This window comes from Mariniflexile gromovii (assembly GCF_017814435.1).
Lineage (GTDB): Bacteria > Bacteroidota > Bacteroidia > Flavobacteriales > Flavobacteriaceae > Mariniflexile > Mariniflexile gromovii.
In genome coordinates this window covers 14623-36206 of record NZ_JAGJCB010000008.1, presented here as the reverse complement: position 1 = coordinate 36206, position 21584 = coordinate 14623, and the positions used below count along the sequence as shown (strand labels likewise).

Below are 21584 nucleotides of genomic sequence, written 5' to 3'. Positions count from 1 at the left end.
ACGAATGAAGAATTACGAATTAACAATTATGAATTACGAATTTACAATTACAGGTTTGATGGGTGCTGCGTTTGAAATTTTACTTCGGGTAGGTGCGTTAGGGATAGAAGCGGTATCCTTTTTAAAAATTAATGAAACAAAATGATGGTACTTAGCGCAAATAAGTAGATTGGTTTGTTCTTTGTACAGGCGAAAACTTTTTAAAAAGATATAGCGGATAGCCCGACCCGAGGGAGGAGGGAAACGCCCAAATTTTAAGTGTTTTTATTTTTTTGTAATACACTTACTAAATGTATATTTGCAGTAGATAAATACACTATGAGTACACCTCCAAATTCTGATGAATTTTACGAAAAATTAAGAGCGCAATTATACGATACAGCTAGTTGGCCATCGGAATATTTATATAAGTTTATTATTAAATCGGATGTTTCCAATATTGCTAAGGTAGAATCTATATTTGATAATATGGGGGCTGTTATTAACACCATTGAGTCTAAAAACGGCAAATACACGAGCATTTCTGTAAATGTTTTGTTGAAAAGCCCTGAGGTTGTTATAGAAAAGTACAAAGAAGTAGCAGAAAAAGTAGAAGGCGTAATAAGTCTTTAGTTTTTTTTTGTATTTTGCACAGGCATAACAACTACATGCCCAAACATTAACTCTACACAAATTATTTTGACAATAGACGATTTAGAATACAACACAGAGCGTGAACATTTAATTATACCTGAATATGGACGCCATATGCAGAAAATGATTAATTACGCCAAAACCCGCGATACAAAGGAAGAACGTAATAAAGTTGCGAAAGCCATTATTTCGGTAATGGGAAACATGCAACCGCATTTAAGAGATGTTCCAGATTTCCAACACAAGCTTTGGGATCAACTTTTCATCATGTCTAATTTTGAATTGGATGTGGATTCTCCTTATGATAAGCCCACAAAGGAACTTTTGGAAGAACACCCAGAGCCTTTAAAATACCCACAGAATTTCCCTAAATACCGTTTTTATGGAAATAATATTAAAACCATGATTGATGTGGCAAATACTTGGGAAGATGGCGAATTAAAAGAAGCTTTAACCTACACCATTGCCAACCACATGAAAAAGTGTTTTTTAAATTGGAACAAAGACACCGTGGAAGATGATGTGATTTATGGACATTTATATGAACTTTCTGGAGGTAAAATAAATTTGAAAAATTCGGATGAAGATTTATCGGACGCAACAAGTTTAATGCGCAGTAAAACGAAATTTTCTAACAGCAACAGTAATACGAGCAACAAAAAAGGCGGACATCATAAAAAAAACGCTTCTAATTATAAAAGAAAACGCTTCTAAACTATATGGGAACATTTAAAATTGAAGGTGGCCACCAACTAAAAGGGAGTATACAGCCACAAGGTGCAAAAAATGAGGCATTACAAATTTTATGTGCTGTTTTATTAACGCCAAAATTGGTTACCATTAAAAACATCCCAGATATTGTTGATGTTAACAAGCTTATTAATTTACTTAAAAAACTAGGTGTTAAAATTGAAAAGTTAGCACATGGTACTTATACGTTTCAAGCGGATGATGTTAACTTAAAATACCTAGAATCGGATGAATTTAAGGTAGACGGACGTGGTTTGCGAGGTTCTATCATGATTGTAGGTCCGTTATTGGCACGTTTTGGTAGAGGGTACATTCCAAAACCAGGTGGCGATAAAATTGGACGTCGTCGTTTAGATACTCATTTTGAGGGTCTTATTAATTTAGGGGCTAAATTTAGATATAGCAAAGAAGAACAGTTTTATGGTGTAGAAGCAAAACGACTAAAAGGTGCTTACATGCTTTTAGAAGAGGCTTCGGTTACAGGAACTGCCAACATAGTGATGGCTGCGGTTTTAGCCGAAGGGCGTACTACTATTTACAACGCTGCTTGTGAACCGTATTTACAGCAACTATGTAAAATGCTAAACCGTATGGGTGCTAAAATTAGTGGCGTAGGCTCTAATTTATTAGTTATTGACGGTGTTGATAGTTTAGGTGGTACAGAACATACCATGTTGCCCGATATGATTGAAATAGGTAGCTGGATAGGTCTTGCTGCCATGACCAAAAGTGAACTGACCATTACCAACGTATCTTGGAACGATTTAGGTATTATACCAGCAGTTTTTAGAAAATTAGGTATTACGGTTGAAAAGCGTGGTGATGATATACATATTCCTGCCCATACAGATGGGTATGAAATACAAAGTTTTATAGATGGTTCTATATTAACTATTTCTGATGCTCCTTGGCCAGGATTTACGCCCGATTTATTAAGTATTATTTTGGTGGTAGCTACACAAGCCCGAGGCAGTGTTCTTATTCATCAAAAAATGTTTGAAAGCCGCTTATTTTTTGTTGATAAGTTGATTGATATGGGAGCGAAGATTATTCTTTGCGATCCGCACAGAGCTACCGTAATTGGCCATGATTATAAATCGACTTTAAAAGCAACTAATATGACTTCTCCTGATATTCGTGCGGGTGTATCATTACTTATAGCCGCTTTATCTGCAAAAGGAACATCAACTATTCAGAATATAGAACAGATTGACAGGGGCTATGAGCGTATTGATGAACGCTTACGTGCTATTGGAGCTAAAATTGAAAGAATAGAATAAATTTTAAGAAGCAAAGTTAGAATAGACAATTTTTAAATTGGAACGGTGGTCTTCGTCAATACATAAACCACCATTTTGTTTTATAGAGTTTACATAGTCTTCCAATATTGAAATTGGAATATCCATACAATCTGTAGTTTTAATACCGTCTTTAAATTCTATTTCTAAAGTTTTGTCTTTTTTATTAAAATTTAGACTTTTAAGTATAGCTGATTTTAAATGCAGACGTATCATAGTTTATTGGATTTGAATGGATTATGTCAAATATAGAACTTAAATAGATTAAAAAAAATAAGCATTAGTACGTATTTTTTTTGATAAAGTTTCAATGCAATCATAACAAACACTTTTAAGAATATAAAAAGCCTCTATTTTTAAAATAGAGGCTTTTTAAATAAGAAATAAACCTTAGCTAAGGTCTTCCTTTTAGTCGTTTTTCAATTTTTTGCTTAATACTTGTTAAGCGTTTCATAAGATCCATAATTTTGGGATCTTTTTCCTTTTTATAAATTGTATTTAAACTTAATATAAGGTCCTTTACTTCTCTTGCTGCTTCTATGCGTTCGCTTGTTGTTTTAAAAGTTTGTTTTCTTTGTTCGAACTCTAAAGCGTTACTAATAATTTCCATGAATTTAAATGTATTATAATAAACTTGTGATAACCTTAGTTATCAGGATTTCGCAATATACTAAAGCTATTAACGTTTTGGGCTTTTAACAGACATTATTAAATAAACATTAACATTTAATAAACTGTAACACTATGTTTTTTTAGACATAATATTCTAAATATTAATTGATTATGTATAATAATGGAGTTTTTATGAAATAAAATTATTTAAAAGCTTCTTTATAAACCCTTAAACAACGTTCTCTAGCAAATTTATGATCTACTATAGGCGTTGGGTAGGTGAGTTCTTGAAATTCAGGTACCCACTTTTTAATGTATTCCAAGTTTTTATCGAACTTTTCAATTTGTGTGGTTGGGTTAAATATTCGGAAATAAGGTGCAGCATCTACGCCACAACCGGCTACCCATTGCCAATTACCTACATTGCTAGCAAGTTCATAATCGTGTAGTTTTTCAGCAAAGTAAGCTTCGCCCCAGCGCCAATCTATAAGCAAGTGTTTGCATAAAAAGCTACCAACTAACATACGTACACGGTTGTGCATAAAACCTGTTTGGTTAAGTTCGCGCATACCCGCATCAACCAACGGGTAACCTGTGTTGCCTTCGCACCATAACTTAAATTCGTCTTCATTATTTCTCCATACAATGCGGTCGTATTGGGGCTTAAAACTTTCTGTTACTGTATGCGGAAAGTGCCAAAGAATCATCATAAAAAATTCGCGCCAAATGAGTTCTTGCCAGAAAGTTTGGTTTTGTTCTGCAGTGGCTTTTTGCATCATTTTTCGAATACTTACGGTGCCAAAACGCAAATGAGGCCCTAATTTTGATGTCGTGTCTTTTGAAGGGAAGTTTCGTGTAGCTTCGTAGTTTTTAATGAATTGTGGGGTTACTGTAAAGTCTGCAATGGTTTGATTGGACTTGGTAAACCCGATATCCGATAAATTTAAATTGGCTAAATCTTGGTTTTTAATGAGGTTGTTTAGAAGTGGTTTGGTGTCAAATGTTTCTAAATTTTTGGCTTTAAAAGTGGCTTTCCACGTTTTCATATACGGCGTGTAAACCATATATGGGGTGCCATCGGCTTTTACAATCTCATCTTTTTCAAAAATAACTTGGTCTTTAAAGGTTTTGAATTCAATATCGTTTTTAGCTAAAAAAGATTCAATTTCTAAATCGCGTGCTTTGGCATATGGTTCATAATCATGATTGGTATATACCGAATTGATGTTATAATCTTCAATCAGTTGATTAAAAATATTCAATGGTTTTCCGTGATAGATTGCAACACCGCTATTGTATTTTTCACTAAGTGTTATTCTGATGTTTTGTAATGAATGATGAATAAAGGTAACCCGAGCATCACCTTTTGGGAGCTTCTCTAAAATCTCCGTATCGAAAATAAAAATAGGAAGTACGGGTTGGTTCCCACTTAAAGCTTCAAATAGGCCGAGGTTATCGTCCAATCGTAAATCACGACGAAACCAAAATATGTTCATTGTTTGTTTCATTTAATATTTACCAAATAATTCTTCAAGTTTTTTTGTTCTGTAATTAAAAATTTCTTCCAATTTTGGTTTTACTAAAAAGGGATGCACCAATTGCCCTAAGGCTCCAAAAGGTATTTTGTAATCAATAATATCTTCCATTTCTACACCTCCATTTATTTCTTTTAAAAAGTGTTTATGGTGCCACAAGGCATAGGGACCAAAACGTTGTTCGTCTACAAAATAATATTTATCTACAACATGCGTAATTTCGGTAACCCACTTGGTTTTAATACCTAAAACGGGGGTTACAATATATTGGATTATTTGTCCTGAATACATGGGTTTATCTGCGCCAGAAAGTATTTGGAACCCCATATAATCTGGTGTAATGTTTTTTAGGTTTCTGGGGTTTGATAAAAAATCCCAAGCTTCCTGTATGGAAATGGGAAGATTTTGTTTTTTATGGAGCGTGTAGATTTTCATGGTTTAGTTGTAAAGAAGTATGTAAAGATTTAAAGAAGTAGCTATACACAGCCATAGAAAATAAGGGAGTATGAAAAGTGTTTTGTACGATAATAGTTTTTTAAAATCATATAGAAAAACAGAGATATTGGCTGTTAACAATAAAATAACGATAAGCCCTAAAGTGATGAGATGCTGATTAAAAAACACATAATTCCAACCAACATTTAAAATAAACTGTATGGTAAAAAGTGTTTTTACCTTAGTATTAGGAAGTAGTTTGTATAGGTATGCCATATAGATTGAGAAGCATAGCATGATACTGTTCCAAGCGGCAGCAAAAACCCAACCAGGTGGGGTCCAAGGTGCTTTGTTAAGTTGCAGGTACCATTCGGTTTGCGGACCGTTTTTCATAAGCAAAACACCAATACCTAATGCGGCAAAATTGATGATTAAAAAAATGAAGAAGTATTTTAAGGTTTTCATTGTAAATGCTTTGTTATTTTTTCGCTTAATGGTTTGGTAACTGAAAAATAATAATCTACCAGTTGCCCTTTAGGGCTCACCAAATATTTTTAAAAATTCCATTTAACAGATGAATCGGTTTTTCCGTTTTTAGATTGTTTTGTAAGCCATTGGTATAATGGATGTTGGTTTGTGTCTTTAACATCTATTTTTTCGGTCATTAAAAAAGTAACTCCGTAATTGGCTTTACAAAATGTTTCAATTTCTTTAAAAGTTCCTGGTTCTTGATCACCAAATTGGTTACACGGAACACCTATAACTACTAGTTTGTCTTTATAAGTTTCGTGTAATTTTTGCAAATCTTCATATTGCCCCGTAAAACCACATTTTGAAGCCACATTTACAAATAAGATGTGTTTGCCTTTAAAAAGTAACAAATCAATGGGTTGTTCCTGTAAACTATTAATATTGATATTGAAAATAGATTCAGAAGGTTCTGTTTGCGCTTTAGATTTAGAAAAAAATGATAACATAAGGCTTAATAAAATTAGTTTTTTCATGTATTTATATTTTAAATGAAACGATGCCGCAATCCATTTGGAAAATTTGACCAGAAAATGAAGCGGCTTTGTTTGAAAGTAAAAATATAGCCATTTGAGCAACCTCTTCAGGGTTTAATATTTTTTTAAGAGGATGGCGTTCTGTAATGGTTTCTGTCATTTTATCGTTTCGTAATAATTTTGAAGCTAAGTCTGTATTGGTAACTGTTGGAGCAATGCCATTAATACGAACAGTTGGGGCAAGTTCTGCGCCTAACGATTTCACCAAACCTTCAATACCCGATTTTGCAGTGGCAATACTTGCATGGTAAGGCATGCCAAGTTTAGAAGCTACCGTGCTAAACAATACTATAGAGGGTTTGTTTCCCTTTTTTAGGGATTCTAGATATTTCTGAATAGTTTTTACGGCACCAAGAACATTAATTTCAAAGTCATCACGAAATTCATCCAAGCTCAATCTGGAAATAGGTTTTAAGTTGATGCTTCCAGGGCAATAAACCAACCCGTTTAATGAATTAATTTCGGGTAACTCATCCTTTAAAATATCACAAGAATAATGGGTTAAATTAACATGGTTTAATTCAGGAGCTGTTCTGCTTATGTTTATAACTTTGTGGGTTTCTACCAAGCTTTTTAAAATGGCATTTCCAATACCTTTACTTCCACCAATAATTGCAATTGTATCCATGTTTTTCAGTTTTGTTATGAAACTAGTTTGTTTATCATACCTTTAAATATTATTCCGTGAAAAGGCAGTACGCTGTACCAATATAAACGACCCCAAAGACCACGAGGTCTAAATGTGGCTGTTTGTTTTAAAATTCCGTCTTCAATTTTAAATTCCAACCAAGCTTCACCAGGAAGTTTCATTTCGGCATATAACAATAGTTTTTTTTCTTTTTTATCACTAAAAATCACACGCCAAAAATCTAAGGCATCACCAGCATTTAATTCGGTAAGGTGTGTTCTTCCTCGTCTTAATCCAATACCTCCAAAAAGTTTATCTAAATAACCCCTAACTTTCCATAAATGATTTCCGTAATACCAACCCGTAGAGCCACCAATAGACCATATTTTATTGATGGTTTTTTCTTCATCTATGATGTTTCGTTGTTTGTAATCTTTAAAACAACCATATTTAGGAACGTTAATGTATTTGTGAAGGCTATTGCTTAAGCGTCCGCTACTTACCATAGAATCTTTCCAACTAGATACAATACTGTTTTGTTCAATTTTCTCAAAAGCTAGTTGTACAGCTTCGGCGTAGGTTATGGGGTCGATACCTAAAATTTTGTTGATGTCACTTTGTTTTCCAACAATTTCAACACCCATACTATCCACCAACGTTGATGCTAATTTATAGGATGTAGAGGTTACAAAGTATAGCCAGTAAGATGATAGTTTTGGCGTCATTACAGGAACAGTGAAAATGTAGCGTTTCAACCCTCTGATTTTGGCGAATTCTAACAACATCTGTTTATAAGTTAGTATTTCTGGACCAAAAATATCGTAGCTCTTATTGTAAAGTATTTCATTACTTTTTGCTTTTGAAAGAAAAGATAAAACATCTCGAACTGCCAACGGTTGTGTTTTTGTGTTTAACCATTTTGGGGCAATCATTACAGGTAGTTTTTCAACCAAATCGCGAATAATTTCAAAAGAAGAACTGCCAGAACCTACTATAATGCCGGCTTTAAATACGGTAAGCGCATATTTTTTTGAAGCCAAAACATTTTCCACATTTTTTCTGGACTGTAAATGTTTTGATAGGTTTTCTTCGTTTGTGATGCCGCTTAAATATATAACGTGTTTTATTTTGGTTTTTTCAGAAACAATTTTAAAATTTTTGGCACATTCAGCTTCCAGCTTTTCAAAATCTTTTGAGGTATTAGACATGGAATGTATAAGGTAATATGCTACATCTATGTCTTTTGGAATATTATTTAAGGTTTCAGGTTTTAAAAAATCGGCTTCAACAATGCTAATATGTTCGTCTTCCAAATACGTTTTATCTGCCCTTAAAGCATCTCTTACAGCACAAACTACATGGTGTCCTTCATTAATTAATAAAGGAATTAATCGTTTTCCTATATAACCGGTAGCGCCTGTAACTAGAATTTTCATGTTTTATGATTTGGTTTCCTATATCTTTCTTAGGTGTTGTTAAATTAATGTTGTTTTAAGTTTCGAATAAAAATAAGCACCTAGACCATTGATTTTAACGTGTTTTATTTTGAGGGTATTAATGTCATCGACAGATTATCTTAGATAAAACGCTTCTAACTTTACTTATAAAAAGTTTTTGCACTTGCTTAGAAATAGTCTCTATTAGAAATACCTCTGGCTATAACAGGTAATATGTTTTATACAAATATATAAAATGTTTAATGTTTTATTATAAATATTAAACAAAAATTTATTGTCATAACAATTTCATTATTAAATACAGTAACGAAAAGCAAAATATATATATGAATTACTGAATGTGAGCTAGAGATGACATCAGATTATGAGTAATAGCGAAACATCTAATTAATGATGCTATTGCGTAATTTTAGCTTGGTAGAATTTGTTGTTGAATACCGTTTTATTAACGAACACAAATGCTTGGTAAAAATCGTCAATGGGTAAATTAAAAATATCATGTCCTTTATTCAAGTAACTGTATAATAGAAAACTAGTATTGTTAAGCTCTAATTTTTCTGAAATAATTTTAGAACCACTTAAAAACAGAAAGCCTGGAGAAGTTGGCAAGCAAGATTGGTGGGAACTGGTATTGTAAGGCACCACTTTATCATTTACACCATGATACAATACCGTAGGAATTGAATTTTCTTTGGTTATTAAATCGGGTTTAAATATCGCGCCGGAAAGTGAAATTACTGCTGCTGGCTTAATATCTTTATAAAGTTCTTTGTTTTTTATAACAAAATCTCTGTTATAAACTATATTTAAAGCTGTTTCACCACCAGCGCTAACACCAAACAATATTATTTTACTATCGTCTATTAAAAATGTATTCTTATACTTTTTAAGAAATTGCAACGCATTTAGTAAATCTTCAGCTCCGTTTGAGAACGCTTTTATTTTATCGTTAGCAGGATAACTGCAATTAATAAGTTTATTTTTAACTAATCTGTAGTCAATTGAAGCTACAACAAATCCTTTTTTAGCAACATTTTCGGCCAAATATATTAAGGAAGGTTCATTGCGTTCACCTTTCATAAAACCTCCACCATGTATGATTACAAAAAGTGGTCTACCAAGTATGGAATCATTTTTTGGTTGGTAAACATCTAATTTTAAAGTGTCCTTACCCCGTATGGAATACGTGTATGTTTTAGATGAAATACTGTCAAAAACCCGATCAACATATCGTGTTTGTGATGTAGTAATAAAAGAAGAAAATAATATAAAAATGGTTATTATCTTTTGAATCATATTGTTTTTAAAGAATAACTTAAAATTAAGATTTTGCAAAAGTAAGTCTTAAATCAACAGATATGTAGGACTAATTAAATTTAATTTCAAACAAACGAAAACATGTGTAAGTAATATTAATTTGATTTGAAAATGAAAGTGTTTAGTGAAGCAATAACGCAAACAATCTTAGTGTTGCTAGACTAATTACTAAAAATTATAGAAATATATTTAAACAAATAACAACAAGCTTAAAATCATGTAATTTAAGCTTTTGTTAACAATTTAGAAGGTACGATTCCTTAATTTTATAAAAACTTAAAAATATTGATTATGAAAAAATTACTACTGATTTTAATGGCAATAACAGCAGTCTATTCTGTTGATGCTCAAATTAAAACCCCACAACCGAGTCCATTTAGTAAAGTAGAACAAAAAGTTGGTTTAACCGATGTGGTACTTGAATACTCCAGACCATCTATGAGGGATCGGGTTATTTTTGGCGATTTAGTGCCTTACGGAAAACTTTGGCGTTTAGGTGCCAATGCTAATACAAAAATTACGTTTAGTACCGATGTAACCATTGGAGATAATAAATTAAAAGCAGGTAGCTATGCTATTTTTGTAACACCAAATGAAACCTCTTGGAACGTTGTGTTTTACAACGAAGCCTCTAATTCTGGATTGCCTAAAGAGTGGGACGATTCTAAAGTGGTGGCTATGGTTAATGCCGAGGTGTACCCAATGCCTGTTAAAATAGAAACTTTTACTATGACTTTTGATGATTTAACTAGTAGTTCTGCAGTGCTAGGAATGCTATGGGAAAGTGTTTATGTAGGTGTTACAATAGAAGTTCCAACGGATGATATGGTGCTTGCCAATATAAATGATGTTATGAATGGAACACCAACCGGAAACGATTACTATGCTGCTGCCGTTTATTATTTGCAAGAAGGAAAAGACATTAAGCAAGCTAAAACTTGGATTGATAAAGCAATTACCATGGCAGGCGATAAAGTAGCGTTTTGGCAATTAAGACAACAGTCGTTAATTTATGCAAAGTTTGGAGATAAAAAAGGTGCTATTGCTGCTGCAAAAAAATCGTTAGCTGCTGCTGAAAAAGCAGGAAATGCGGATTATGTTAAGATGAATAACGACTCGATGAAGGAGTGGGCAGGAATGTAAGTTATAGATGGTTTAGATTTCTAGAAGTTTAGAAACTATTATACATGAAAAAGCGCCACTTTTATAGTGGCGCTTTTTTATTTAATATTCCAATCCTATTATGTTTCTAACACCATCAAGTGTTTTTATGAGGTTTCTACTGAATTCAAAAGTCATAATATCACTTTCAGTTTTACCTTCCCTAAGGAGTTGGTTAAAGTGAATGGTTTCAAAGTTGTAGCCAATAGTATTATAGCCAAAATCTTTTGTTTCTTCTTTGCCATTCGCTATGATAGTAACCGTTGTTGGTGCATGAAATTGGGTGTCAATTTTAAGAGTTCCTTTTTCACAATAAAAAATGGCTTGTGTTGGTAACACTTCTAACAGCGAACTTTTTAAATGGGCTTTTGCACCATTATCATAATCAAAAACCATACTGCAGGTAGAGTCGGTGCTATTTTCAAAAAAAGTAGCCGATGCTTCCATGTTTTTAGGCAAACCAAGCGTAGAAAGGGCTGTAAAAATAGGGTAGATGCCAATATCCAATAAACTACCGCCACCCATGGTTTTGTTGAACAATCTGGCTTTTGTATTGTACGGGCGTTGAAACCCAAAATCACTTTCAATTTTTAAAATATCGCCGTAGGTTTTGTTCTTTAATTCATTTAAAACAAATTGATAATGTGGTAAAAAGTAGGTCCAAAGCGCTTCCATGAGTAACACATTTTTTTCTTTGGCTTTGGCTATCATTTGGTCTACTTCCGCAGCATTCATAGCAAAAGGTTTTTCACCTAAAACGGCAATGCCTTTTTCTATACACATCATGGCATTTTCTTTATGCAAAGCATGCGGTGTGGCAATATAAACAGCATCAATTTCAGAATCGTTTGCCAATGCCTCATAACTGCCATAAGCTTTTCTAGCATTATGTTTATCGGCAAAATAATCAGCTTTTTCTTGGTCTCTTGATGCCACCGCGTATAATTCAGCATCGTCAATGGTCGCTAAATCGGTTGCAAATTTGTTGGCAATGGAGCCCAGTCCAATTATGCCCCATTTTATTTTTTTAATTTCGGATTGTGTCGTCATTTTTAATAATTAATTGAAGGCTACATGCTATGGCAATAACAATAGCGCAACCTACAAAGTTTAGCCATAAAAAAGGCAAATTGATATGATTGTATACATCTAGAAAATACAGTGCAATTACAATAACTTGGGTAATTAATGCCGCTATAAACACCGCTTGACCCTTTACAAATTTAAAGAAAAATGCCAGTAAAAAGATACCTAGTACATTCCCGTAAAAAATAGATCCAATAATGTTTACAAGCTGAATTAAATTTTCGGCAAGATTAGCAATACAAGCTACCCCAATGGCGATGATTCCCCATGCAAACGTAAACCATTTGGATGCTTTAACCATGTGCTCTTCGGTCTTTTCAGGAGTGTTTCGTTTGTATAAATCGATGGTGGTTGTAGATCCTAAAGCGTTCAGTTCACTGGATGTGCTAGACATGGCGGCACTTAAAATAACGGCTAATAGCAAACCAATAAGTCCGCGTGGTAAGTTGTTTAAAATGAAATGGATAAAAACATAATCTTTATCATTGCTTTCAACTTTAATGCTTTGGTTTTGTGATACTTTATCAATTAAGTTTCTTGCTTTATTTCTAATGGAATCACTAGCTTTATTGGATTTTGAAATAGCTTCTGAAGTTGTTTCGTTTTCAGAATTTAACAGCGATTTTATGAGTACCTGTTTCTCTTCAAAATGATATTGTTGTTCTTGTTGAAGACTTTTAAATTCCTCGGCATATTTCGAATTTAAAACCAATTGAGTGGCTGTTGGATTGAAGTTGATGGGCGCTTTATTAAATTGATAAAAAACAAAAACCATAACCCCAACCAAAAGGATAAAAAATTGCATAGGTACTTTCAGTATGCCATTAAAAATCAGTCCCAATTGCATTTCTTTAACCGATTTCCCTGAAAGATAGCGTTGTACTTGGCTTTGATCGGTTCCAAAATACGAGAGCATTAAAAACGTACCGCCAATAATACCACTCCAAAAAGTATAGCGGTTGTTCAAATCGAATGAAAAATCCAATATGTCCATCTTCCCATTGGCACCTGCAATAGAAAGTGCTTTGCTAAAGGTGATGTCTTCCGGAAGTTTATCTACAATTAAAAAGAAGGCTACCAACATGCCAATAAAAATCACCACCATTTGATGCTTTTGCGTCACGTTTACGGCACGTGTACCACCAGAAACCGTATAGACAATTACTAAAACACCTATGATGATGTTGAGGGTCAATAAATCCCAACCCAATACAACCGATAGAATAATAGCAGGGGCAAAAATGGTAATGCCAGCGGCTAAACCGCGTTGTATTAAAAACAATATAGCGGTTAAAGTTCTGGTTTTTAAATCGAAGCGTTTTTCTAAAAATTCGTAAGCGGTGTACACATTTAACCTATGGTACAACGGAATAAACACCATGCAAATAACTACCATGGCAATAGGCAACCCAAAATAAAATTGCACGAAACCCATGCCGTCGTTAAATGCTTGTCCTGGCGTGGAAAGAAAGGTAATAGCACTGGCTTGGGTAGCCATAACGGATAAACCAATGGTCCACCATTTTGAGGTATTCCCACCTTTTAAATAATCTTGAACATTTTTACTTCCCCGTGTTTGCCAAGTGCCATATACCACAATAGCAAGCAACGTAGCACTTAAAACAACCCAATCTATCAAGCTTAGTGTTTGCATATTAAAAGGCTTGCATGATTAGATAAAACAGGATAAAATAGACAGCGTTGGCTATTAAAACGATGGAATACAGTTTTAACCAAGGTTGTTTGGTTTGTTTTTCGTTACTCATGGTTAATTGTTCAGTTTAGATGCTGGTTTTAAATCTTCTTTTCCAATAGAAAGCATGTTGGCAAACAATCTGTAGGCGCCTGATACACCTTCGGGGAATTCCCTGAAAAAGCTCAATCCTGTGTATATATAATAACCTTTTCCATGTTTGGCAACCAACAAGCTGCCATCTTTTGGCTTTTCGTTTTTATCGTTCATAGATAGAATAGGGGTGAATTTAGCGTCCCATGAATTTGGAAAGTACAAACCGCGTTCTTGGGTCCATCCTTCAAAATCTGTTTGGGTGATTTTGTTCGGATAATTTAAAATAGGGTGCGTGGGATTTAAAAAACGGACTTCAGTATTTTCATCGGTAACCCTATCGCTAGATAATTTCAAAGGATAAGGCGCTATGTTATTAATATTTAAACCTCTACTAGTGTTGTATTGCACAACCATATTACCGCCATTGGCAACAAAATCGAATAAAATTTGTTGTTTAAACTCTAGGTTTTCAACCACATTATAAGCTCTAATACCAACAACAACGGCATCAAACCTGCTTAAAGTTTCAGCATTGATATCAACCGGATTTAAGGTTAAAACATTGTAACCAATTTGTTGTAAACTTTCAGGAACTACATCGCCAGCACCAGCAATATAGGCAATGTTTTCACCTTTCTTTTTAATGTCTAAACGCACAATTTTACTTTCGCTAGGAAGCAAAACCGTTTGGAAAGGGATGTGTTCATAATTGATTTCTATAAGCTCTTTGGTATATGTTTTATCATCAACATGAACTACAGGATTTATGTAACCTTCACTTTGATTTTTAGGAGGTATTATGGTGAACGTAACCGTTTGCTCTTCTCCTTTATGAACAATATTCACTTTTTGCTTTTCGGGGAAAACGTTCCAATCTTTAGGATGGTTAATTTCAACAAAACCTTCTAAATTATCCCGACCAGCTTTTACTATAACTTGAATATCACGTTGTTTGTCATTGCTGAAGATGATAACTTTTTCTGAAATTTTAGCCGAAGCTTCTGGAATGATTTCAAACGGACGGTACAATTCGCCTTTATCAGGTTTTGAATAGCGATAAATTACAGGTTTACTGATGGTAATGGGAACATTATTGATTTTTAAGTTGAAATCAATAACCACATTTTTAGGGGTTTCAGGTAAACCAATCAGCTCCCTGTTTTCAACTTTATACATCCCTAAAGTGCCTTTTTTGTTTAACCAATAGGGTGAGGTGTAAGCTTCATTATTTGAAATAAAATAGGTAGTTTCAAACTTTTCAGAATCATTATACTTTAATTCTAAATTTTTTGAAACTGTTTTTCCATCACCTTGTTTAATGTTTTCTATAACAATGTTTTGGTTGCTTCTATTTAAAGCCTCAATATTAATTTTCACGGTTTGATTTGGAGTACTTGTTGGAGCTTCAGCTGAAGCTTCCAAATACAAACCAGCACACATTTCAATAATCGATTTTAATTCTTTTGTTTTTTGGGTTTTCCAATGTTCATCTTCAATATTTTGAAGTAATTTATAAGCCTCCATCAATTGTGGTATATGGATAGACGGATTTTTAAAATTGAAATTATTTTCAACTGCATATAGAATATCACCAATGGCTTTTCCGCCTTTTACACGATTCCAAGAGGTGTCAATGCCTTCAAAAATATTGTCGTTATTGGTTAAAGCATCACCTTTTAAAAATTCCAAATATTCTTTTTGTGTACCGCGTTGCGATAAACGCCCAAAACCCTGGCATAAATGTTGGCTACTTGCCAAGGATGCCAATTCGTTATTGGACATGCCTTTTAAGGGGTAGTAAACACCAATATCAAAACTTAATTTATTGTTTTTGTTGGCTTTGTCAAAGTCTTCTTGACTTCTGTAAAACCACGAATTTGTGTTGAAAAATAAACGTTTAGGTTGCCAAATACTGGCTTGTTTTAGCAAATCGGGGAAAGCCGATTTATCATTCGCCAAATCAAAAGCTTCAAAACTTAACATCGCGGAACTTGTATGGTGCCCGTGCGTTGTGCCAGGTGTTCTGTGGTCAAAACGATTGATAACAATATCTGGTTTAAACTTGCGGATGGCCAACACAACATCGCTTAAAACCGCATCTTTGTTCCAAATAGCTAGGGTTTCTTCGGGATCTTTTGAGTAGCCAAAATCATTGGCACGTGTAAATAGTTGTTCACCACCATCAACACCTCTTGCAGCCAATAATTCTTGTGTTCTTATAACTCCTAAAAGTTCACGTATTTCCGGGCCAATAAGGTTTTGTCCGCCATCACCTCGTGTTAACGATAAATATGCGGTTCTTGCTTTTACATGGTTGGACATGTATGAAATCAACCGGGTATTTTCATCATCGGGGTGTGCAGCAATATAGAGTACCGAACCTAAAAAGTTTAGTTTTTGAATAGATTCAAAAATCTCTGAAGATGACGGGGTTACTGGTTTTTGGGCTTGTGAAATTGAAAATGAAAGAAAGGATAATATAAAAGAAAGTAGAATTTTCCGCATGTTTTTATAGTTAGCTAAAAGCCAAATATATAAAAGAAACCAGCATTTTTGCTGGTTTTAATCTTTATTTAACGGTTTGGAAATGCCACTTTAAATCTTTTTAAATTCTTTTTTTTGGGGTTCAGCAGGAATGATGCTTTGGAAGTTTTGGTTTAAAAACTGTTGTTGTATGGAGTCCATACGTTTCATCATGCTTTTTATATGTTCATCTTGATTTACAAAACCATCATAAAAAAAGTTACGAGGGTTGAAATGTCCCGTAATGGAATCTTGTTTAAAGAAATCATCAAAAAAAGAATCATTAAAAAAAGAGTGGTTGCTGAAGTGATTTTTAAATTTTAGTTTGATACTGTCGCTTAATTTGCCGTTGGAAGAGTAACTGTAAGAATAAATGGAGTCGTATTTTGTTAAATTGCCAAACTCATCATATTCTTTGTTTACCTGAATGTTTTCCTCTGGTTTTAAGGCTTTTTCTTCGCTGTTTTGTTTGGTTTGTGCGTTACAGTTGTAAAATAGAAGAAGTAAAATTGGAATAAATTTAAGTGCTTTCATTTTCAAATACATTTTAAAATTAAACAATTTATTTTATTGAATAATTTCAAAAAATATACCAAAAAGCCTCATGGAATTTCAAGCCTTTAGAAAATGTCAAATTGACATAAAATCTTGGTTTATAGCCACTTTTTTCGCTTAAAGTAATACAGCATACCAAGAAACATTGCAATCATAACTCCCCATAAAATAAAGTAAGAGTATTTATAATGTAACTCTGGGATGTAATCGAAATTCATACCATAAATACCAGCAATAAAGGTTAATGGAATAAAAATGGATGCCATGATGGTAAGCACTTTCATAACCTCGTTCATTTTATTGCTAATGGTAGTCATATACATATCCATTAAACTCCAAATCATTTCGCGGTAAATATCGATGTTCTCGGACACTTGGATTAAATGGTCGTAAATATCGCGGTAAAAGGTTTTTGTTTTTTTAAGAATGAGCGTGCTTTCGTGTTTTTCAATGCGGTTTATAACTTCGCGAAGCGGAAATATGGCACGACGTATTTTTAGAATTTCCCGTTTTAAATCTTGAATGTCTTTATTGATATTTTTGTCTACATGTCCAGAAAAAATACGATCCTCATAATCTTCAATTTTGTCACCCAAGGTTTCTATAATGGTAAAGTAATGGTCCACTATGGCATCCATCAAAATGTAAAGTAAATAATCGGCTTGCATAGTGCGGGCTCTACCTTTTCCTTGGCGAATTCGTTCTCTTACTGCATCAAAAACATCACCTTCCGATTCTTGAAATGATAATACATAACCTTTTCCTAGAATAAAACTGATTTGTTCAGATATTATAGTTTCATCCTTATCTGGATACAACATTTTCACCACCACAAATAAATAATCGTCATATTCATCTATTTTGGGGCGTTGTGAAATGCTTACTAAATCTTCTAATACTAAGGGGTGTAAATCGTAATGAATACCAAGCTTTTCAATTTCTTCAACATGGTTTAAACCGTTAATATTTATCCATGTTACGGAATCTGTATGTTTAAAATCAAAAGCTTCTTCAATGGTTGAAAGTTCTTTTTCAATACATTTTTCGGTATTGTAATCAAAAACTTCAACAAATAGGTTTTTAGTAGATTTATTACCCGTATAAATCATACTACCGGGAGCTTTCCCCAGTTTTTTATGATGCTTTTTAATTCTGTTTTTAGCCATTTAATAAATATAAGGAATATTTATATACCGTCTATAGCATCATCATCAATAGCATCTTTTTCAATAAGAGTTACGGCTCTTTGTAGCATTAAATTGTTTGGGTAAGTTACTAAATCGCCATTTTCTAAACGCAAGTGTAGTTGAAAAGCTCTAATATCTTCAATAATACCCTCTAAAGGAAAATCTTTATCGTGTATTTGGATTTTATCTCCTACTTTATAAGGAAATGAAATGAACATGATAATACCTGAAGTGATGTTGCTTAAAATAGACCAAATAGCAAATAAACCAATACCGATGACGGCAAAAACAGATGAGAAAACAAGAGCCAATTCACGAGGTTGTGTTCCAAAAATAAAAGGAATAATTAAAAGTCCTATTAAAACGAGTGTGACTGATACATATCTGTTAATCAAGTGAATACGTGCTAAGTTGATGCCGTTTTTTCGTGAAATTTTTGTAATAAGTGTTGTTGATATAAACCTAACAATAAGTAGAAAAAGAAGTAGAATTCCAGTTGCAATTAATTCGCTTTTGTAAGTCTCAAAAAACATTTATAATTTGATTTGAATGAATAACAAATATACATTAGATAGCTAACATACAGTTGCTCATTTAGAGTTTTCACAAATCATTAACTATATCGATCAAAGTTTTGTAAACAATGTGTGTTGGCAAGCCCATAACATTAAAATAAGAACCTTCAATTTTGGTAACGCCAATTTGCCCTATCCATTCTTGAATACCATAAGCGCCCGCTTTATCGAACGGTTTGCATGTTGAAATATAATATGATATTTCCTCATCGGTCAAATCCTTAAAAGTAACCTTTGTGATGGCATTCAACGTTTTTTCGAAGGTTTTCGTTGTAAAACATACCGATGTGATCACCTCGTGCGTGGTATTGCTTAACGATTTTATAATTTGAAACGCATCGGTTTCATTTCTAGGTTTTCCTAAGGCTCTGTTGTTGTGCCAAACAATGGTATCACTTGTAATTAGGATGTCGTTTTCTTTCAGTTCGTTTTTAAAAGGCAAAGCTTTTAGTTGTGCTAAATAATCGCTTATTTCAAAGTGTCTTAACCTTGTCGGGTAATCTTCGGCAATGGGTTTTAAACGAATTTCAAAATTTAAGCCCAAAGTTTTAAAAAACTCTTGTCTTCTAGGAGAGCCAGAAGCTAAAATAATGTTGTGGTTTTTTAATTTTTCGTTCAGCATTATAATAAAATATACTTGTATAAAAGTAGTGAAAGCATTCCAAAAAGCATCACTAATTTAAACACATTACTTATATGGTGAAAGTCTTTTTTTGTTGTGGCACTGAAAATTTTAATGGAAGCGTAGAGTAGTGGCCCGATGATTGAAACAAGAAAATAAAGTACCGCTATTTGATTTTTATAAAGTGAATTAATGACATAATAAACAATGGCCAACAGGAAAATAATAGAAAGCGTAAACAATACTTTAGAGGCGCGCTCTATACCAATTGCAATGGGTAAGGTGTTCATGCCTGCTTTATAATCACCATTTATATCTTCAATGTCTTTAGCTATTTCCCGAAGCAGGTTAATAGCAAATGCAAAAACAGCATAATCAAAAATAATTTTGAAAAATGTGAGTTGTGTGGGTTGATTGAGACTCGTAATTGAAGGAAGTAACTCAAAAACGCCAACAATAATAAGGGTTAGTCCAACCAACATTGAAACAACCATATTACCAATTAACAGCGTTTGTTTTAGATAGCTGGCGTAAACGTATAGGAGTACCGAAACAATTACAAATAAAGAGAAAAAGGCACTTCGTCCTACTAAATGAGATAAATAAAATCCAACTCCAACACCAACAACGTTGAAGACAATGAATAAATTATAAGCGGTTTTTTCTGAAATGGATGTTCCAATAATAAGCTTATCGGGTTTGTTTATAAAGTCGGTTTCAACATCATAAATATCGTTGATGATGTTTCCAGCAGCAGCTATACAAACGGTAGCAATAATAAGCAATGTAATTCCTAAAGACGTTAAACTGGTTTGTACACCAAAAGGTTCTAAAAGTGCGTATTTAATAAGTAATTGTATTAAAACAATCATTAATAAATTTTTCCAGCGAATAAGGTTTAAGTAGTTCAAAAGTAAAAAGTTAAAAGTAAAAAGTTAAAAGTAAAAAGTTTCAAAGCACCAGAGCTTCAAAGTTATTAATTTTGCCTAAAGCCTAAAGCCTAAAGCCTAAAGCCTAAAGCCTAAAGCCTAAAGCCTAAAGCCTAAAGCTTTTTAAAACGCCCATTTTCCTTGTACTTTTAATACCTGTTCAATAACATCTCTGGCAGCACCTTCACCACCTTTTTTATGGGAAACGTATTTGGATATGCCTTTAATTTCGGGTATGGCATCTTGGGGGCAGGTAGGTAAACCAACTGCTTTCATAACTGGGTAATCGGCAACATCATCACCCATATAAAGAATATTTTCAGGTTTAATATTGTTGGTTTTTGTATAGGATTCAAACTGTTTAATTTTATCATGAGCTCCAAGAAACACATCTTTAACTCCCAAACCTTCTAAACGTAATTTTACTCCTTCATTAGTTCCTGCTGAGATAATAGCCACATTATAACCTGCATTTACGGCAAATTTCATAGCAAAACCATCTTTTATACCCATGGTTCTTAATAATTCACCAGATGTAGTTACTAAAACAGTGCCATCAGTTAGGACACCATCTACATCAAAAATAAACGTGGTGATATGATTTAAATATTCTTTATAGCTTTTTTCTTCCATGTGTGAGTTGTATAGAGGTTGTTAATAGGTTGTAAATATCGGTATGGTGTTGGTCTTTTAAAAGTTTTAAATGCCTTCTCAACGTTTTTTTATCATTGCGTTTTGCAGGACCCGTTTGTGCCATGTATGGCGACATATCTTGCACTTTTTTAGCAGTTTCTAGAATGAGCGGTTTTAGTAAGTCGAATTCTGCACCTTCACTTTCGGTAATTTCATGGGCCATTCTATAAAGCTGATTGGTAAAATTATTCACAAAAACAGCAGCTACATGTAGTACTTTACGTTGGTCCGTATTTACTTTTTTGGTAGGGCTTCCTATTGAAATTGCCAATTTTTTCAATAGATGATAATCAACACTTTCCAAAGCTTCAATACAAATGGGTACGTTTGCAAAATCTACATCAGCCGTTTTGCTAAATGTTTGCAAGGGGTAAAACACACCGCGTTTGTGTTTTTTATCAATATCATAAATACCTACCGCACCAGAGGTATGTACAACCAATCTGTTTTCAAATGGAAGTTTAGACGAAAGCGGTTTAATAGCGTCGTCGCTTACGGCTAGAATGTATAAATCGGCTTCTTTAAGTAAAGATAAATCATCAATAACTTCTACCTCTTTTTTATATGTTTTTAAGGCGTCAGTGCTTCTGTTATACCATTGAATAACAGAAATTTGTTCTACTTTATTAAAAGCTTTAAATAAATGTGTTGCTACATTGCCAGCGCCAAGAATTACTACTGAAATCATACGGCAAATGTACTAATGTATTATGAATTACGAATGCAGAATGATAA

23 protein-coding genes and 1 pseudogene are annotated in these 21584 nt (G+C 33.5%); 5 read left to right on the top strand and 19 right to left on the bottom strand.

The genetic code is table 11. The features are described 5' to 3' along the window. Positions 1–4: 4 nt before the first annotated feature. From J8H85_RS09800 to murA, 4 genes are all read left to right on the top strand, one after another. Entirely contained in the window at positions 5–145 is a 141-nt protein-coding gene (locus J8H85_RS09800; RefSeq protein ID WP_209655021.1) for a hypothetical protein, read from the top strand. A gap of 173 nt (positions 146–318) precedes the next feature. Further along, positions 319–612, top strand: a complete 294-nt coding sequence (locus tag J8H85_RS09795; RefSeq protein ID WP_209655020.1) for a DUF493 family protein — start codon at positions 319–321, stop codon at positions 610–612. A gap of 66 nt (positions 613–678) precedes the next feature. Beyond that, on the top strand, positions 679–1347 hold the full coding sequence (locus tag J8H85_RS09790) for a DUF4290 domain-containing protein (RefSeq protein WP_209655019.1): 669 nt from the start codon (positions 679–681) through the stop codon (positions 1345–1347). Between the two features lie 5 nt (positions 1348–1352). Beyond that, positions 1353–2663, top strand: coding sequence for a UDP-N-acetylglucosamine 1-carboxyvinyltransferase (gene murA / locus J8H85_RS09785; RefSeq protein ID WP_209655018.1), 1311 nt, complete (start codon positions 1353–1355; stop codon positions 2661–2663). A gap of 3 nt (positions 2664–2666) precedes the next feature. On the opposite strand, the gene J8H85_RS09780 is transcribed toward murA, so the two are convergent. The 9 genes and pseudogenes from J8H85_RS09780 to J8H85_RS09740 form a co-directional block, all read right to left on the bottom strand. Then, the gene (locus tag J8H85_RS09780) at positions 2667–2897 is read right to left on the bottom strand and encodes a hypothetical protein (protein WP_209655017.1); all 231 of its coding nucleotides are present in this window, start codon (positions 2895–2897) and stop codon (positions 2667–2669) included. Positions 2898–3075: 178 nt separating this feature from the next. After that, positions 3076–3291: a hypothetical protein gene (locus tag J8H85_RS09775; RefSeq protein WP_209655016.1), complete on the bottom strand. Its 216-nt coding sequence runs from the start codon at positions 3289–3291 to the stop codon at positions 3076–3078. A gap of 205 nt (positions 3292–3496) precedes the next feature. Further along, positions 3497–4801: a cryptochrome/photolyase family protein gene (locus tag J8H85_RS09770; RefSeq protein WP_209655015.1), complete on the bottom strand. Its 1305-nt coding sequence runs from the start codon at positions 4799–4801 to the stop codon at positions 3497–3499. Then, positions 4802–5263, bottom strand: coding sequence for an SRPBCC family protein (locus tag J8H85_RS09765; RefSeq protein ID WP_209655014.1), 462 nt, complete (start codon positions 5261–5263; stop codon positions 4802–4804). 3 nt (positions 5264–5266) lie between these two features. Next, positions 5267–5728: a TspO/MBR family protein gene (locus tag J8H85_RS09760; protein WP_209655013.1), complete on the bottom strand. Its 462-nt coding sequence runs from the start codon at positions 5726–5728 to the stop codon at positions 5267–5269. Continuing rightward, positions 5725–6240 (bottom strand): annotated as a pseudogene (locus J8H85_RS09755) (glutathione peroxidase). Before J8H85_RS09755 ends, J8H85_RS09760 begins: the two are co-directional and overlap by 4 nt. A gap of 31 nt (positions 6241–6271) precedes the next feature. After that, complete coding sequence (locus J8H85_RS09750; protein ID WP_209655012.1) at positions 6272–6955, bottom strand: SDR family NAD(P)-dependent oxidoreductase; 684 nt, start codon at positions 6953–6955, stop codon at positions 6272–6274. Between the two features lie 14 nt (positions 6956–6969). Next, positions 6970–8391 carry an SDR family oxidoreductase gene (locus tag J8H85_RS09745; protein ID WP_209655011.1) on the bottom strand — a complete coding sequence of 474 codons (1422 nt, stop codon included), beginning with the start codon at positions 8389–8391 and terminating at the stop codon, positions 6970–6972. Between the two features lie 417 nt (positions 8392–8808). Next, entirely contained in the window at positions 8809–9708 is a 900-nt protein-coding gene (locus J8H85_RS09740) for an alpha/beta hydrolase (protein ID WP_209655010.1), read from the bottom strand. Positions 9709–10020: 312 nt separating this feature from the next. Here J8H85_RS09740 and J8H85_RS09735 point away from each other — a divergent pair, with 312 nt between their 5' ends. Continuing rightward, positions 10021–10872 (top strand): DUF2911 domain-containing protein, encoded by an 852-nt coding sequence (locus tag J8H85_RS09735; RefSeq protein ID WP_209655009.1) that lies wholly within the window; start codon positions 10021–10023, stop codon positions 10870–10872. Positions 10873–10953: 81 nt separating this feature from the next. Here the strand turns inward: J8H85_RS09735 and J8H85_RS09730 are convergent, their stop codons facing one another. The 10 genes from J8H85_RS09730 to J8H85_RS09685 form a co-directional block, all read right to left on the bottom strand. Continuing rightward, on the bottom strand, positions 10954–11940 hold the full coding sequence (locus J8H85_RS09730) for a Gfo/Idh/MocA family protein (protein ID WP_209655008.1): 987 nt from the start codon (positions 11938–11940) through the stop codon (positions 10954–10956). Then, positions 11918–13630 carry a sodium:solute symporter gene (locus J8H85_RS09725; protein WP_209655007.1) on the bottom strand — a complete coding sequence of 571 codons (1713 nt, stop codon included), beginning with the start codon at positions 13628–13630 and terminating at the stop codon, positions 11918–11920. Before J8H85_RS09725 ends, J8H85_RS09730 begins: the two co-directional genes overlap by 23 nt. Before the next feature lie 114 nt (positions 13631–13744). After that, positions 13745–16270: a PIG-L family deacetylase gene (locus J8H85_RS09720; protein WP_209655006.1), complete on the bottom strand. Its 2526-nt coding sequence runs from the start codon at positions 16268–16270 to the stop codon at positions 13745–13747. A gap of 90 nt (positions 16271–16360) precedes the next feature. Further along, positions 16361–16822: a hypothetical protein gene (locus tag J8H85_RS09715; protein ID WP_209655005.1), complete on the bottom strand. Its 462-nt coding sequence runs from the start codon at positions 16820–16822 to the stop codon at positions 16361–16363. Between the two features lie 119 nt (positions 16823–16941). Continuing rightward, positions 16942–18009 (bottom strand): magnesium/cobalt transporter CorA, encoded by a 1068-nt coding sequence (gene corA / locus J8H85_RS09710; protein ID WP_209655004.1) that lies wholly within the window; start codon positions 18007–18009, stop codon positions 16942–16944. Positions 18010–18029: 20 nt separating this feature from the next. After that, a complete protein-coding gene (locus J8H85_RS09705; RefSeq protein WP_209655003.1) occupies positions 18030–18563 on the bottom strand; it encodes a mechanosensitive ion channel domain-containing protein in 534 nt (177 codons plus the stop codon). A 70-nt stretch (positions 18564–18633) separates the two neighbouring features. Beyond that, entirely contained in the window at positions 18634–19227 is a 594-nt protein-coding gene (locus J8H85_RS09700) for a Maf-like protein (protein ID WP_209655002.1), read from the bottom strand. Further along, entirely contained in the window at positions 19227–20138 is a 912-nt protein-coding gene (locus tag J8H85_RS09695) for a geranylgeranylglycerol-phosphate geranylgeranyltransferase (protein WP_209655001.1), read from the bottom strand. Before J8H85_RS09695 ends, J8H85_RS09700 begins: the two co-directional genes overlap by 1 nt. 141 nt (positions 20139–20279) lie before the next feature. Beyond that, on the bottom strand, positions 20280–20789 hold the full coding sequence (locus J8H85_RS09690) for a KdsC family phosphatase (RefSeq protein ID WP_209655000.1): 510 nt from the start codon (positions 20787–20789) through the stop codon (positions 20280–20282). Then, positions 20770–21537, bottom strand: coding sequence for a Rossmann-like and DUF2520 domain-containing protein (locus J8H85_RS09685; RefSeq protein ID WP_209654999.1), 768 nt, complete (start codon positions 21535–21537; stop codon positions 20770–20772). Before J8H85_RS09685 ends, J8H85_RS09690 begins: the two co-directional genes overlap by 20 nt. Positions 21538–21584: the final 47 nt, after the last annotated feature.